This window comes from Pseudomonas sp. 24 E 13 (assembly GCF_900004715.1).
GTDB lineage: Bacteria > Pseudomonadota > Gammaproteobacteria > Pseudomonadales > Pseudomonadaceae > Aquipseudomonas > Aquipseudomonas orientalis_A.
This window is the reverse complement of the sequence record NZ_CVTO01000117.1, coordinates 100,998-115,037: the sequence shown is the minus strand read 5'-3', so window position 1 is coordinate 115,037 and position 14,040 is coordinate 100,998. Positions and strand designations below refer to the sequence as shown.

Annotated in this window: 11 protein-coding genes; 3 read left to right on the top strand and 8 right to left on the bottom strand. The window is 61.3% G+C overall.

The window, feature by feature from the left end:
• Positions 1 to 218 precede the first annotated feature (218 nt).
• A complete protein-coding gene (locus BFP90_RS13715) occupies positions 219 to 1,313 on the bottom strand; it encodes a PLP-dependent cysteine synthase family protein (RefSeq protein ID WP_065893402.1) in 1,095 nt (364 codons plus the stop codon).
• A gap of 216 nt (positions 1,314 to 1,529) precedes the next feature.
• Between BFP90_RS13715 and nhaA the strand changes: the two genes are divergently transcribed.
• A complete protein-coding gene (nhaA, locus tag BFP90_RS13710) occupies positions 1,530 to 2,714 on the top strand; it encodes a Na+/H+ antiporter NhaA (RefSeq protein ID WP_065893401.1) in 1,185 nt (394 codons plus the stop codon).
• 715 nt (positions 2,715 to 3,429) lie between these two features.
• Here nhaA and BFP90_RS13705 read toward each other — a convergent pair.
• From BFP90_RS13705 to dinG, 6 genes are all read right to left on the bottom strand, one after another.
• Complete coding sequence (locus BFP90_RS13705; RefSeq protein WP_065886131.1) at positions 3,430 to 3,894, bottom strand: glycine zipper 2TM domain-containing protein; 465 nt, start codon at positions 3,892 to 3,894, stop codon at positions 3,430 to 3,432.
• A gap of 256 nt (positions 3,895 to 4,150) precedes the next feature.
• Positions 4,151 to 4,798: a pyridoxamine 5'-phosphate oxidase gene (gene pdxH / locus BFP90_RS13700; protein ID WP_065897010.1), complete on the bottom strand. Its 648-nt coding sequence runs from the start codon at positions 4,796 to 4,798 to the stop codon at positions 4,151 to 4,153.
• Positions 4,799 to 4,825: 27 nt separating this feature from the next.
• On the bottom strand, positions 4,826 to 6,013 hold the full coding sequence (locus BFP90_RS13695; RefSeq protein WP_083203246.1) for an OmpA family protein: 1,188 nt from the start codon (positions 6,011 to 6,013) through the stop codon (positions 4,826 to 4,828).
• Positions 6,014 to 6,155: 142 nt separating this feature from the next.
• A complete protein-coding gene (locus tag BFP90_RS13690; protein WP_065897006.1) occupies positions 6,156 to 7,301 on the bottom strand; it encodes a serine hydrolase domain-containing protein in 1,146 nt (381 codons plus the stop codon).
• A gap of 83 nt (positions 7,302 to 7,384) precedes the next feature.
• The gene (locus tag BFP90_RS13685) at positions 7,385 to 9,682 is read right to left on the bottom strand and encodes a beta-galactosidase (RefSeq protein WP_065897005.1); all 2,298 of its coding nucleotides are present in this window, start codon (positions 9,680 to 9,682) and stop codon (positions 7,385 to 7,387) included.
• 88 nt (positions 9,683 to 9,770) lie between these two features.
• A complete protein-coding gene (gene dinG / locus BFP90_RS13680; protein ID WP_065897003.1) occupies positions 9,771 to 11,915 on the bottom strand; it encodes an ATP-dependent DNA helicase DinG in 2,145 nt (714 codons plus the stop codon).
• Positions 11,916 to 12,014: 99 nt separating this feature from the next.
• Here dinG and BFP90_RS13675 point away from each other — a divergent pair, with 99 nt between their 5' ends.
• A complete protein-coding gene (locus BFP90_RS13675; protein ID WP_065893396.1) occupies positions 12,015 to 12,479 on the top strand; it encodes a CopD family protein in 465 nt (154 codons plus the stop codon).
• Positions 12,480 to 12,594: 115 nt separating this feature from the next.
• Here the strand turns inward: BFP90_RS13675 and BFP90_RS13670 are convergent, their stop codons facing one another.
• Complete coding sequence (locus BFP90_RS13670) at positions 12,595 to 13,353, bottom strand: collagen-like triple helix repeat-containing protein (protein ID WP_065897001.1); 759 nt, start codon at positions 13,351 to 13,353, stop codon at positions 12,595 to 12,597.
• 188 nt (positions 13,354 to 13,541) lie between these two features.
• Here BFP90_RS13670 and BFP90_RS13665 point away from each other — a divergent pair, with 188 nt between their 5' ends.
• Positions 13,542 to 14,039, top strand: a complete 498-nt coding sequence (locus BFP90_RS13665) for a DUF6231 family protein (RefSeq protein ID WP_065893394.1) — start codon at positions 13,542 to 13,544, stop codon at positions 14,037 to 14,039.
• The last annotated feature ends 1 nt before the right edge of the window (position 14,040 follow it).

The window sequence follows — 14,040 nt, the reverse complement described above, 5'->3', positions numbered from 1 at the left end:
GCCGCCATCGGGGGCAAGTCGAATCGTCGCACCGCCCCTCCCACATTTGGACCTCGGAGCGTCAGGTAGATACGCGTCCGCTCCCTCGCCACAGGTGCGGTTTCGCACCACAATTGTGTAGATACCTATGCCCCGATAGCAGTGGTTCCGTCGGAGCCTCTTTGACTGACACACCGCAATCGGGGGCAAGCCCCCTCCCACATTTGGTTTGCGGTGTTTCAGATATTGGCGCGCAGGATGCTGTCGGGCAGTGACTCTCCCTGCTCGACACTTGCCGCAACGGCCGCGATCAACCCTTGCAAGTCATAGCCCTGCCCCGCCAGCCACGCCTGATCGTAGTAAGTGGTGGCATAGCGCTCTCCCCCATCACATAGAATCGCCACGATCGACCCCGACTCCCCCGCCGCTTTCATCTGTTGCGCAGCCACCAGTGCACCGATCAGGTTCGTCCCGCTGGAGCCCCCCACTCGCCGCCCCAACCGCTCGGCCAGGTAATGCATGGCTGCCAGGGACAGCGCATCCGGCACCTTGACCATCGCATCGATCACTGCAGGCAAAAATGAGGCCTCGACCCGTGGCCGGCCAATGCCTTCGATCCGCGAGCCACAGTCCAGGCGCAGACTGGCGTCGCCGCTCAGGTAATAATCGAAAAACACCGAACGTTCGGCATCGGCACACAGCACGCGGGTGCAATGCTGGCGATAGCGCACATAGCGTCCCAGGGTCGCGGTAGTACCGCCGGTGCCGGGGCTGGAAATCAGCCAACTGGGCTCCGGGTGTTGCTCGAAACGCAACTGCTGGAAGATCGACTCGGCGATGTTGTTGTTCGCGCGCCAGTCGGTGGCGCGCTCGGCGTAGGTGAACTGGTCCATGAAGTGCCCGCCGCTTTCCTGCGCCAGGCGTTCGGACTCGGCATAGATCTGCGTAGGGTCCTGCACCAGGTGGCTCTTGCCGCCATAAAAGGCAATCTGGGCGATCTTTTCCTGGGAGGTGGTGGCGGGCATCACGGCAATGAACGGCAGGCCGAGCAGGCGCGCGAAATAGGCTTCGGAAATGGCCGTCGAACCGCTGGAAGCCTCGATCACCGGTGCACCCGGCTTCAGCCAGCCGTTGCACAACGCGTACAGGAACAGCGAACGCGCCAGCCGGTGCTTCAGGCTGCCGGTCGGGTGGCTGGACTCATCCTTGAAGTACAGCTCGATACCCGGCAAGCCCGGCAATGGCAACGGGATCAGGTGGGTGTCGGCGCTGCGCTGAAAATCCGCTTCAATGATACGAATGGCTTCGCGGGCCCAGGGACGGTGGTCACTCATGACGAGACTTCTCTAAGGATTTGGGCCTGATATTAGGGGGTTTCCTACACTGCACACAGATACAGTAACGACTCAATTGGACACACAATTGCTAGGCTTAGACGCAACGCCAGCTCTACCGAATGCTTATAACAAATAAGAATATAATTTTTGTTTTAACAACTAACGGTACGGGTTAGGGTACGCACCTATTGAACCTGGATTGGAGAGCATCCCTTGCCTCTGCGTAGCACTTTCACCCGTTTCTTCCAGCTGGAGGCCGCCAGCGGTCTGTTGCTGATCGCTGCCGCTGCCCTGGCGCTGATTATCAACAACTCACCTTTGTCGCACCTGTACGGCGCCTTTCTCGACACGCCCGTGGTGGCCCAGGTTGGCGCGCTGCAAATCGCCAAGCCCGCCTTGTTGTGGATCAATGATGGCCTGATGGCGTTGTTCTTCCTGCTGATCGGTCTGGAGGTCAAACGCGAGCTGCTCGACGGTCACCTGTCCAAACCGTCGCAGGTGGTGCTTCCGGGTGCGGCGGCGATCGGCGGCATGGTCGTACCCGCGCTCATCTACTGGGCATTGAACAAGGACAACCCTGCGGCCCTCGCCGGATGGGCGATACCGATGGCCACGGATATCGCCTTTGCGCTGGGCGTCCTGGCACTGCTGGGCAAGCGTGTGCCGGTGTCGCTGAAACTGTTCCTGATGACCCTGGCAATCATTGACGACCTGGGCGCCATTGTCGTCATTGCGCTGTTCTATTCCGCCGACCTGTCCGGGGCTTCCCTGGCAGGCGCAGCGGCCTGCCTGATCGCCTTGATCGCGATGAACCGCCTGGGTGTGGTCAAGCTTGGGCCGTACCTGATCATCGGCCTGATCCTGTGGGTGTGCGTACTCAAGAGCGGCGTGCACGCCACGTTGGCCGGAGTGACCCTGGCGTTCTGCATTCCACTGCGCACCCGTAATGCCGAAACCTCGCCCCTGCTGACCCTGGAGCATGCCCTGCACCCGTGGGTGGCCTACGCCATCCTGCCGCTGTTCGCGTTTGCCAACGCCGGGGTGTCCCTCACCGGCGTCAGCCTCGAGAGCTTTACCCACCACGTGCCCATGGGCATTGCCGCCGGCCTGTTGATCGGCAAGACCATCGGTGTGTTCGGCCTGACCTGGCTGGCCATCAAGACCGGCATCGCCTCACTGCCCAGCGGCGCTAACTGGGGCCAGGTGCTGGGGGTAGCGATACTGTGTGGTATCGGCTTTACCATGAGCCTGTTTGTCGGCTCACTGGCGTTCGTACCGGGCGTCAGCGAGTTTGCCGGCGAGGATCGCATGGGGATTCTGACCGGTTCGATATTGGCGGCGTGTATCGGTTATGCGGTGACGGCGATGGCGAGTCGCAAGAAAGCCGTCACCGCCTAGTCGGGTGATATCCAAACAGCAAAAAGCCGCCTCGAACTGAATCGAGGCGGCTCCACTTCTCAGACCTTACAGGTCATCGAAGCTGTCGCGCAGGAATACCCATACGTGATAAACACGCAGGGCATTCACTACGAGGTTCCACGTACGTCGTGCAAACTTAGACATACTCGGCCCTCCAAGCGTTGGGCCTTACCTCCAGCGCACTTACCGGAACACGTGGGCCTTCGAATGCTGTCATTGCGTTCTATGAGGCGGCAGGGTTGACGGGCCCTCCGCATCAATCCGGCACGGATTACTAGCCCGTGGCGGCGGGTCCAAAAACTTGCTCATTGACCCGGCCTACTCACAGGATGACGAACGTAGAACGGCGTCGATACTAACTGAGCTGCCCGCCGAAGGTGTGACCAAGCGCACGGCGAATTTTGTTATTTATTTTCAATTTCTTTCTGACAAAAAAAGTATCAGAAGCGCTAGTGCTGCTTTACAACGGCTTCTTGCCAGATACCGCAGCCGGCAGTAATATTCCGACCATGTCATTGCGTTCTGTGAGCCTGCAAGGTTAGCTTGATATGGCCTTGCGATAAAAAACCGCCCTACTAAGGCGGTTTTTTTTATGCGCAATTAGGATTTTTTAGACCGTAAGATCACGGCCCATTAAACAAAAAACCCCAACCAGTCACCCGGTTGGGGTTTTTCTTTGCCTTTCGCTGACCGCTTAGCGGGTAACGCGGCTGGTACCGTCAACCGTCATGATGCGTACGCGGTCGCCAATGCGGAAAATTTCATTTTCCTGCACGGCTTGTACGTAGGAGCGCATGCTGCCGTCGTCTTCGCGAACGGTGATTTCCACGCCCTGGGTGCGGGTCAGGCCTTCTTCGGTGGCCGAACCCAGCAGGCCGCCGGCCACCGCGCCGATCACAGCGGTGACGATACTGCCACGGCCGCCGCCGATGGCGCTGCCGCCAACGCCGCCGATGACTGCACCCGCAGCGCCGCCGATTGGGGTTTTGGTGCCTTCGATTTTCACCGGACGCAGGGATTCGATGGTGCCCATGCGAACGGTCTGTACACGACGCGCCTCGTCACGGGAGTAGGAGTCGCCGGTCAGACTCGAGGCGCAGCCACCCAACAGCAAGGACAGGGTAGTAAAGCAGGCAACTAGTAAAACAGACTTACGCATAGCATCAACTCCAAAGGACAGGTATTCATTAAACGCTGCGGCTTGGCGCCTGTCACGGCAAGCCAGGCAAAAAAGTGCTTTCATTCAGCCTGAGTACAGACTGTCGGTACCACAGGATTCGACGAACGGTAGCTAAGCCGCACCATGCCATAGCCTGGTTGATCAGTGTAGTCGTACAGCCGAAAACGCCGAAATCTCGTACATAAAGACTTCGGCGCACAGGACATGATTCAGATGAGATGACGAAAGGCGACGCTCAAGGCGCAAGACGCTCGCGCGTCCATTGGCCCGCTTGCAGCCGATAGTTGAGGCGATCATGCAGGCGGCTGGCGCGGCCTTGCCAGAACTCGATGCGCTCCGGCAACAAACGATAGCCTCCCCAATGCTCGGGGCAATCGGGCTGGGTATCGCTGAAACGCTGTTCAGTCGCCTTGAGCAGCTGCTGCAGTTCTTCGCGATCACCAATGACCTTGCTCTGCGGCGATGCCCACGCACCCAGGCGGCTGCCCAGGGGGCGCACCTGATAATAAGCATCCGACTCCTCAGGCGTGACCTTGACCACGCGCCCTTCAATACGCACCTGGCGCTCGAGGGTCGGCCAGAAAAAGGTCATGGCCGCGAACGGCCGCGCCGCCAGTTGCTCACCCTTGGCGCTCTGATAGTTGGTAAAGAAGGTAAAGCCCTGTGCATCCAGGCCCTTGAGCAACAGGATGCGACAGTGCGGCCGACCGTCCTGGTCGACCGTCGCCAGGGTCATGGCATTGGCCTCCACCGGTGCCTGCTCAGTTTTCACCGCATCGGCGAACCATTGGTGGAACAAGGCAAACGGCTCATCCGGGGCCTGGGCCTCGCTCAAACCGTCCCGTGTGTAGTCACGGCGCATATCGGCCAGTGCCTGGGTCATGCGGCTTTATCCTTGTGGTTCAACGGATCAGTTTTTCGCCTGGTCGTTACTCGCCGGTGCAGCAGCCTTGGCTTTGGTCGCAGCCGGTTTCTTCGCAGCCGGCTTGGCCGGGGCCTTTTTAGCGGCTGACTTGGCAGCCGGCTTGGCGGCGGCTTTCTTGGCCGGCGCTTTCTTGGCCGGGGCTTTTGCCGCCGGGGCCGGTGCGGGAACATCCTGCACAGCGACCATTTCAGCCACAGGCGGAGTCTTGCCCGAGTTGTACTGGCTCAGCAGCGCCAACATAGTTGTACGCTGAGTGAACATGATTTCCATGCGACGATTCAGCGCACGGCCCTGGGAACTGTCATTGGCGGCACGCGGCATCAGGTCGCCCATGCCACGCAGCATCAGGCGGTCCTGCTTCAAACCGCTGAGGCTGAAAATCGAAGCGATCGACTGCGCACGTTCCTTGCTCAGCGCCTGGCTGGCCGGAGCGCTGCCGGTGGCATCAACGTGGCCCAGAACCAGTACGGCGGTCTTGGGATCGGCTTCAACGGCCTTGGCGACGCGCGTGAACGGACCCAGGGTCACCGGCAGCAGCATCGCCGGGCGTTTCGGGTTGTATGAACCGTCTACCGGGGCAATCACCACCAGTACGTTGTCGCGACGTTCCAATTGCAGGTTGCTGTCCTTGATCGCGGCGCGCAGGCGCGGCTCGTAATCGTCCAGCCAGGCCTGGGTGATTTTTGGATCGGGCATCTGCACGTTGGTCACATCGACCTTGGCCAGTGGCTTGGGCTTGGTATCGAACGGCCACCACCAATGGGCTTCGGTGTCGGTCTTGGCCACGACAGGCGCAGTGTCCGGTGCAGGAGTGGCGGCCTTGAGGTCGGCTTTCAAGTCGGCCTTGGCCTCGGCGGCCTTGTCGTCGGCGCTTTTGGCGGAGAATGGCCACCAGTTGAAGCCGGTGTCGCTCTTGGCTGCCGGAGCAGGCGCTGCGGCGACAGGCGCGACAGGCTTGGCGTCGGCAGCGGGCTTGGCGTCAGCAACAGGCTTGGCATCGGCGGCGGGCTTGGCATCCGGCTTGGCGTCGGTCTGGGTCACTGCGTCCTTGGTAGCAGCTTTATCTGATCCAAATGACCACCAGTGCCCACCTTCGGCATCATTTTGTGGAGTTTGTGCACAGCCGGTAATAGTGAGGCACAGCGCCAGTGCCAAGGACTTGTTCGATAACATGAGATATCCACAAAATGAGAAAAAACCAAGGGGCCACATGCCCCGTTAACCAGACGCTTAAAGAACATTGAAGTTACATCATTGCGTTCAGCGTCTTCTTATACGTGCCTTTGTAACAAAAAATTGTGAAACAGCAAGGGGTTTATAGACAACCGGCCAATATTCCGACCAACTTCTGAGCCCGTGGGTCCATAAGTACATAGGGCCCCAGGGTATTAGTCACAAAACCGAAGGCTACATCATGCTCAGGGTCGGCAAACCCTACCGAGCCCCCTGCCCCCGGATGCCCGAATGCGCGCGGACCAAGGCCGAACGTAGCATTGGGCAACTCCGGTTGATCCAACATGCAGCCCAGGCCGAAACGGGTTTGGGTCAATAAGGTTTTATCCGGCCCGATACTGTGTTCGCGGGTCAATTGTTCGAGCATGTCGCTTTCCAGCAAACTACCGTCCAATAAACCACTATAAAAGCCGGCCAGGCTGCGTGCATTACCGTGACCATTTGCCGCGGGTTGCTGCATACGCCGCCATTCGGGTTTATTAGTGCTGGTCAGAATAGACGGCGGATTGGCAAATGCACGTGTAGTCATTGCCGTGGGTTCACGCATCATTACTTGAAGTAACCGTTGTGCCGCAGCATCGCCCATATTGCCCTTGCTGCGGGCTATATGGGCGACACGGTAAAACTCTTCGTCCGCCAGGCCCACGTGAAAATCCAGCCCCAACGGCCGCGCCACCCGCGCCACGATAGACTCTCCAGGCCCGCGCCCATCGGCACGGCGCAACAGTTCACCGACCAGCCAGCCATAGGTGATCGCCTCGTAGCCATGGCCCTGGCCGGGTGTCCACCACGGCGCTTCGGCCGCGAGGGTATCGACCATCAGTTGCCAGTCGTACAGGGCTTCGATGGGCAGCATCTCGCGGATCGCCGGCAGCCCGGCCTGATGGCAGAGCAACTGGCGCAAGGTAATGGACGCTTTGCCCGCTGCGGCAAATTCCGGCCAGTAATCGGCCACGGGCGCATCCAGCTTCAGCTTGCCTTCGGCTACCAGCTGCAGGGCGGTGACGGCAGTGAAGGTCTTGGTGCAGGAGAACAGATTGACGATCGTGTCACTGTGCCAGGCCTCGGCGCCGTCCTTATCGGCGGTGCCGGCCCACAGGTCGACAACCGTCTCGCCGCCGACCTGGATGCAAAGCCCGGCACCGCGCTCCTGAGGGTCATCGAACAATGCGGCAAACGCTTCACGTACCGCTTCGAACTGGAGCGTGTAATGACCCTGAATCTGCACCGGAGCGACCTCGAGAAAACCGCATGAAAAGTGGCCGACATTGTTCCAGTCATTGAGGGATTTGTGAACCCGTCAACGGCGAATCAATGCCCATTTCCGGAGTGCCCGCCAGCATGCCCGGCGCCCTGGCCCGCACCTTTGCCGGCCTGGCCCGAGCGGCCGCCTTCACTCTCGCGGGACGCACCGGCGGCCCTGGCTTTTTCAGCCTCCTTACCCAGTTGGTCGACCGCCGCGAGATTGCTTTTACGCACGCTCTCGACAAAGCCCTGAAAGGGCACGTCAGTGATGCCAACCAGGCCGAAATGGCCGTTTTCACCGTCCAGCAGGCGTCCGGTCACGGGCTGGTCCAGGTACTGGAACCAGTGCACGCCGACAATCGAAGGCTCCGCCATGGCTTGCTTGAGGAAGGCGGCATAGGCCGCGCCCCGCTCTTCTTCACGGGCCAACTGCGTCACGCCGCCCCAGAATGGGCCACGGTCGCTCGAGCCGAAGTTGAACTCGGTGATCAATACCGGTTTGTCGAGTGCGCGCAGGGCGGCGAAGTCATAACCGTCCTGGGGCTTGAGGGTATACATATTGAAGCTCAGCACATCGCAATACTGTGCACAGGACGCCACGGCTTCAGGGGTGCTCACGGCGTAACGTCCGCCCAGCAGCAGTTGGTTGGGCGCGTGCCATTTCAGCGAGTCGGAGATGGTCTTGAAGTAGGCATCGGCGAAGGTCTTCTGGAAATACTTGAAGTCGGCCTCGATTTCCGGGTGTTCCGGGCTGGGCATCGGCGGCTCGAAGCCGGGGTCTTCCATCAGCTCCCAGCCGGCCAGGTGGATGCCCCAGGCTTTCGACAGACCGTCTTCATTGCGGTACTTGTCGCGCAGTTGCTTGAGAAAAGCACGCTTGGCCGGTACGTCGGTGGTCATGCGCAAGGTGCCGTAGGCCAGGGCATAGCGCGATTTTGCATCGTCGCCAGGGCCGGCCCAGGCCAGTTCGTTGTCGGCGAAGAAGCCGATCAGCCACGGGTCGTCGCGATGATCGCGAGCGGCAATGGCCACGGCGCGCTCAGTGGCCATGGCGAAGCGTGGGTCGAACGGGTCGGGCATGCCGCCCCACCAGTCGGTGCCAGTGCTGATGCTGGCGTAGTCACCCACAATCGACAGCGGCAAGGTGTAAGGCACACGGTCAGCCGTGGCCAGGTCCGGATCGCTCCAGTTGCCCACGGTGTTGAAGCCCCAGGCTTGCAGGCGGTCGAGGGTATGGGTCACCCAGCGCTTCTGATCGAAGCCGTCACCGCCATAGGTGCGCTGCAGGTTGGCGCCATAAAAATCATACCAGCGTCCCGAACCGAAACCGCGACCTTCGCCCGCGCCGTTGCCGGTACGGTTGTCGCCACTGCCGTAATACTTGTCGAAGGGTTCACCGGCCTTGGGCAGCGCCGCAAACATCCACTCTCGCCCCGCCACGTAGGTCTGGCTGTTGTCCGCCGCCACGGTGTTGACACCCAGCGAGTAGAACGGATGGCCTTGCGGCGTGACCAAGTACCAGCGACCATCGCGCTTTTCAGTGCGGAAGAAGCCGCTGGCGTCGAACGCCGGGCCTTTGTTCCAGCCGCCGTATTGATCCAGGGCGGATTTGTCACGCTCGGCAAGCCACCCCTTCAGTTGTTGCTGCTCCTTGGCGGCTGCGGCCTTGAGCTGCTCGTCGCTGCTGACTTTTTCCGGCCAGCGTGCACGGGTGGACTGACCGTAAGCGTCCACCAGCTCGTTGTAGGCGGCCTTCATCACCGGCTCGCTGTCCTGCACGCCAAAGCGCTCCAGCAGGATGCTTTGGGCGGCATCGGGTTTGATCATCGACAGCGTCACCGACACCACCTGGCTGCGGTCGACTTCCCCGGTGCTGGCGGCCAGCAACACACGCTGGCCGTCCACGGTCATCGGCATCGGCGGGCCGGCCTTCATGCCCTGGCTCAGCGGCGAGTTGGCTTGCAGTGGCACCAGCAAGGTCTGGGCCGGGCCGGCCGGCAGGTCGATGCGACTGACCAGGGTCTTGCCGTCGGCACTTTGTACTTTCACGTAGAGGGTCAACGCCCAATTCATCGCGCTCTGGATGCGCAGGCTCATGGCGCCCGATTGCGACCAGTCCCACACGCCGGTTTGCGGGCTGAGCACCAGGCTCGGCTCGGCCGCAGGGCTGAAGGTGATGCGGCGCAGCACTTCGCCCTCCGGGGTTTGTTCGGCGTTGTATTGCGGCAGGCTGGCGTCCTGGGTCGCCACCTTGACCACATCGGCGGGCCGGACGAAGTTGAACAGCGTTTGTTGCCCGGCCGGCGCGGCCATCAAGGGCGCGGCGAACAGCAGGGCAAAAAGAGCGGGCAGCGTGCGAATCATACGAACAAGGTTCTCCCAGACGGCCGGTGAATGGCCTGATGACATACATGAGATAGACCACGAAGTGGGCGAGTTCGCCCACGGTGGCTTAAGAAATTTCGCGCCTGAACGGCGGCAAGGCATTCAGGATTGCCTTGCCATAGCGCTGGGTGACCAGGCGGCGATCGAGCAACGTGATGGTGCCCCGGTCCTGCTCGGTGCGCAGCAAGCGTCCGCAGGCCTGCACCAGCTTGAGCGACGCATCGGGTACCGAGATTTCCATGAAAGGATTGCCGCCGCGGGCTTCGATCCATTCGGCCAGCGCCGCTTCGACCGGATCATCCGGCACCGAGAACGGGATCTTGGCAATGACCACGTGCTCGCAGTAGGCGCCGGGCAAGTCCACGCCCTCGGCAAAGCTCGCCAGGCCGAACAGCACGCTGGAATCACCGCCATCGACCCGCGCCTTGTGTTTGTTCAAGGTTTCCTGCTTGGACAGGTTGCCCTGGATGAACACCTGTTTACGCCAGTCGCGGTCAAGGCCATCAAACACATCCTGCATCTGTTTACGCGACGAAAACAGCACCAGGGTGCCTCGCGAGCCTTCCACCAGTTCGGGCAGGTCGCGGATGATCGCCGCCGTGTGCGCCGCCGCGTCCCGTGGGTCGGCCCTGAGATCAGGCACCCGCAGGACGCCGGCGTCGGCGTGATGAAACGGGCTCGGCACCACCGCAGTGACGGCCTTTTTCGGCAGGCCGGCACGCATGCGGAAGCGGTCGAAGGTGCCCAGCGCCGTCAGCGTGGCCGAGGTCACCAGGCAGCCGTAGGCCACGTTCCACAGGTTGCGGCGCAGCATCTCGGCGGCGAGGATCGGGCTGGCATTGACCTCGATATCGAACAGCGCGCCGCTTTCCGCCAAGGTCAGCCAGCGCGCCATCGGCGGGTTGTCTTCCGGGTCTTCGACGGTAAAGGCCGTCCACAACTCCCAGTTGCCCTGGGCGCGGGACAGCAGGCTGCCGAACAGCGGGTACCATTCTTCGGCCTGGTTACTGGCGATGCCGATATTGACCTCGCCATCCATGCCTTCCTTGAGCAAGTCGGTGAGACGGGTGAACAGGTCGGTCAGGCGAGAAAAGCCCTTCTTCAGTTCAATGCCCATTTCACGCATATGCTCGGGAATCATCCCACCGACAAAACGGTGACGCGGCCGCTCACGGCCTTCCACGTCTTCGCCGGGCTTGAAGTCGGCCACCTGCTCGCAGGCGCTGAACATGAACTGCTGCTGGGTCTTGATCTCCCGCGCCAGCTCAGGCACCTGTTCGATCAGCTTACCCAGGTCACCGGGCAGCGGATGCTGGGCCAGCAGCTTGGTGAGGTTCTTGGCGGTGGTTTCCAACCAATCGGCGGTAGAGCGCAAGCGCGTGTAATGGGCGAAGTGGCCGATGGCCTTGTCCGGCAGGTGGTGACCTTCGTCGAACACATACAGGGTGTCGCGCGGGTCCGGCAGTACGGCGCCGCCGCCCAGGGCCAGGTCGGCCAGCACCATGTCGTGGTTGGTGACGATCACGTCGACCTTGCCCATGCCTTCGCGGGCCTTGTAGAAGGCGCACTGACCGAAGTTGGGGCAATGGCGGTTGGTGCATTGACTGTGGTCGGTGGTCAGGCGCGCCCAGTCGGAGTCTTCCAGGGCGGTGGGCCAGCTGTCGCGGTCGCCGTCCCATTTATTACCGGCCAGTTTTTCGATCATGCTGGTAAACAGTTTCTGGCTGACTTCGTCGACTTCGATCTTGAAGCCTTCTTCTTCGAACAACGAAGCCGTGGCGGTCTGCGCGTGGCCTTCCTGCAGCAGCACGTCAAGCTTGGACAGGCACATGTAACGGCCACGGCCCTTGGCCAGCGCGAACGTGAAGTTCAGCCCGCTGTTGCGCATCAGGTCAGGCAGGTCCTTGTAGACAATCTGCTCCTGCAGGGCGACGGTAGCGGTGGCAATCACCAGGCGTTTGCCGGCGGCCTTGGCGGTGGGGATCGCCGCCAGGCTGTAGGCCACGGTCTTGCCGGTACCGGTGCCGGCTTCGACGGCCACGACCGCAGGGTCGCCGCTGCGCCGCCCTTCGTCGTCGGTGTCGATATCCCCGAGGACCTTGGCCACTTCGGCGATCATCAGGCGTTGGCCGTAACGCGGTTTCAAGCTCTTGGCTTCGAGAAAACGCGAGTAGGCGCCCTGGATCGTGGTTTTGAGTTCAGTGCTGATCATGGATAGTCGGGCGCAAAAAACGCTGGATAAATTTTCAGTGGTTCGGATCGGCCGCTATCATACCCCGCTAATTAATCCCGCGCAGAACGGAGTACCACAATGACCGCGTTTAGCCTCGCTTACACCCTGCATGTATTGGCCGCCCTGATCTGGGTCGGCGGCATGTTTTTCGCCTGGATGATCCTGCGCCCCGCCGCCATGGCGGCCCTTGAGGGCCCTGCCCGGCTCAAGTTGTGGGCAAATGTGTTTCAACGTTTTTTTGTATGGGTGTGGGTGGCGGTGTTGATTTTGCCGATCAGCGGCGTAGGCCTGCTGCACCTGCGCTTCAACGGTTTTGAAACGGCGCCGCGCTATGTGCAGGTGATGATGGGTTTGTATCTGGTGATGACGGCGCTGTTTATCCGCATCCAGGCGTTGAAGTTTCCGGCGTTGAAGGCGGCGGTGGCGGCTGAGGATTGGCCGGCAGGCGCGGCTACACTGGGGCAGATTCGTAAGTTGGTAGGGATTAACTTGATTGTCGGGTTGGTGGTGGTGGCCGTGGCGTCGGCTCGGCCGATGTTGTAAGGCGACTCTTACATCGCTATCGGGGGCAAGCCCCCTCCCACCTTTGATCGCATTCCAATGTGGGAGGGGCGGTGCGACGATTCGACTTGCCCCCGATGGCGTCAGAACAAGCGACTCAAAGCCGCTGAATGGTCACCGCCCCCGCAGGCCCCGCCTGCCCCGGTTGCCCTTCCAACCCCGAGCGGCCTTTTTCACCGCCATCGGCGCGGTACACCAGGCAGCCCTTGGACTGACCGCCCTTGCCGGGTTTACCCGCGACACCGGCCAAGCCCCCAGGCCCGCCGTCCACCAAGACCTTGATCTGATCAGCCGGGAAACTCTGCGGCAACTCCACGCGCACTAGCGCACCCGACGCACCCGGCAACCCATCGCCGCCGTTATCGCCATTGAATCCACGCCCGGCAGAACCCCAGGTGCAACCCGGATCGACGCCATTGGCGCCATCCAGGCCGGCATAACCCTGGGCACCGGCGCCACCGCGGGCATCCACCGACAGTGCTTCTGCAGTCAGCGACTCGATACGCAAGGTCAAGTCGCGCCCCGGCTTGGCTGGCCTTTCATGGGTGCCGGGCGCGCCGCGAGAGGTGATCTGGCTGCCCTGATCCAGTTGAGCCTCGCGCACCTGCAACTGCAGCGCGGTAGTGCCGGGGACGATGGCGATACGTGCTTCACGCCCCAGATGCAGCTCCTCCACCGCGATCTGACTGATGGTGGCCGGAATCAACAGGGTGCCGTAGTCCGCCACGTCCAGGCGCTCGAGCTGCAACACGCTGGTACTGCTGGGCAGGCGCATCAACGAATGGGTTTCGACGCTGACACTCTGGGCCAGGGCAATGGGGCTGACCAACAGGGCCAGCAGAAAAACCTTACGCATCATGGGGCTCCCGAGTGTTTCCGAATTTTTCTTTGGACGCACAGTAACGACTTCTACAGGCGATTTGCCAGTGAAGGATCAAAAAACTTCAGAAGGCCCGGCTCAGGCACCGGCGCTATCGGCACTGAGGCGCTAGGCCAGCACGCCCAGCCGCGCTAGTCTCTAGGGTCCTGATGTGAGGATCTTAAATGACCGCTGGATTTTCTTCCCGTACACCCCAGCAAGCGCTGGCCGCGTTGCTGGACCTGCACGCCCCCAAACGCCTGTTGCTGTTGGGCGCCAGCCAGTTTCCCGCACTGGATGCGTTTAAAACGGCGCATCCCGATGTGCGTGTCAGCATTGCCCCACCCGGACCGCTGCCCGCCGAACTGGCGGCGCAGCGTTTTGACCTGGCGCTGGTGGTCGATTGCCTTGAACACCTGCCCAAATCCCAGGGTCTGACGTTGCTGGGCGGCATTCGCAACCTCAATGCCAGCCGCATCGCGGTGCTGGTGGACCTGGGCGCCTGCGACTGGAAGGACACCGATTTTTTCTCCCTGGCCCTGCAGGCCGGCGAACGCTTTCAGCGCGATGAGCAGGTGCTGACGCTGTTTACCTATGATCTGCTTGACTATAAACAAGTACCCGACTGGCTCAACGCCCGTTTCTGGGCCAACCCGGAAAATTTTGGCAAGTATTGGTGGTAAC

Excerpts from the sequence above, each read along its gene's own strand:
- BFP90_RS13715 (WP_065893402.1), bottom strand. The coding sequence starts at position 1,313 with ATGAGTGACCACCGTCCCTGGGCCCGCGAAGCCATTCGTATCATTGAA.
- BFP90_RS13665 (WP_065893394.1), top strand. The coding sequence starts at position 13,542 with ATGACCGCTGGATTTTCTTCCCGTACACCCCAGCAAGCGCTGGCCGCG.
- BFP90_RS13705 (WP_065886131.1), bottom strand. The coding sequence starts at position 3,894 with ATGCGTAAGTCTGTTTTACTAGTTGCCTGCTTTACTACCCTGTCCTTG.
- BFP90_RS13685 (WP_065897005.1), bottom strand. The coding sequence starts at position 9,682 with ATGATTCGCACGCTGCCCGCTCTTTTTGCCCTGCTGTTCGCCGCGCCC.
- BFP90_RS13670 (WP_065897001.1), bottom strand. The coding sequence starts at position 13,353 with ATGCGTAAGGTTTTTCTGCTGGCCCTGTTGGTCAGCCCCATTGCCCTG.
- BFP90_RS13695 (WP_083203246.1), bottom strand. The coding sequence starts at position 6,013 with ATGTTATCGAACAAGTCCTTGGCACTGGCGCTGTGCCTCACTATTACC.
- BFP90_RS13675 (WP_065893396.1), top strand. The coding sequence starts at position 12,015 with ATGACCGCGTTTAGCCTCGCTTACACCCTGCATGTATTGGCCGCCCTG.
- dinG (WP_065897003.1), bottom strand. The coding sequence starts at position 11,915 with ATGATCAGCACTGAACTCAAAACCACGATCCAGGGCGCCTACTCGCGT.
- pdxH (WP_065897010.1), bottom strand. The coding sequence starts at position 4,798 with ATGACCCAGGCACTGGCCGATATGCGCCGTGACTACACACGGGACGGT.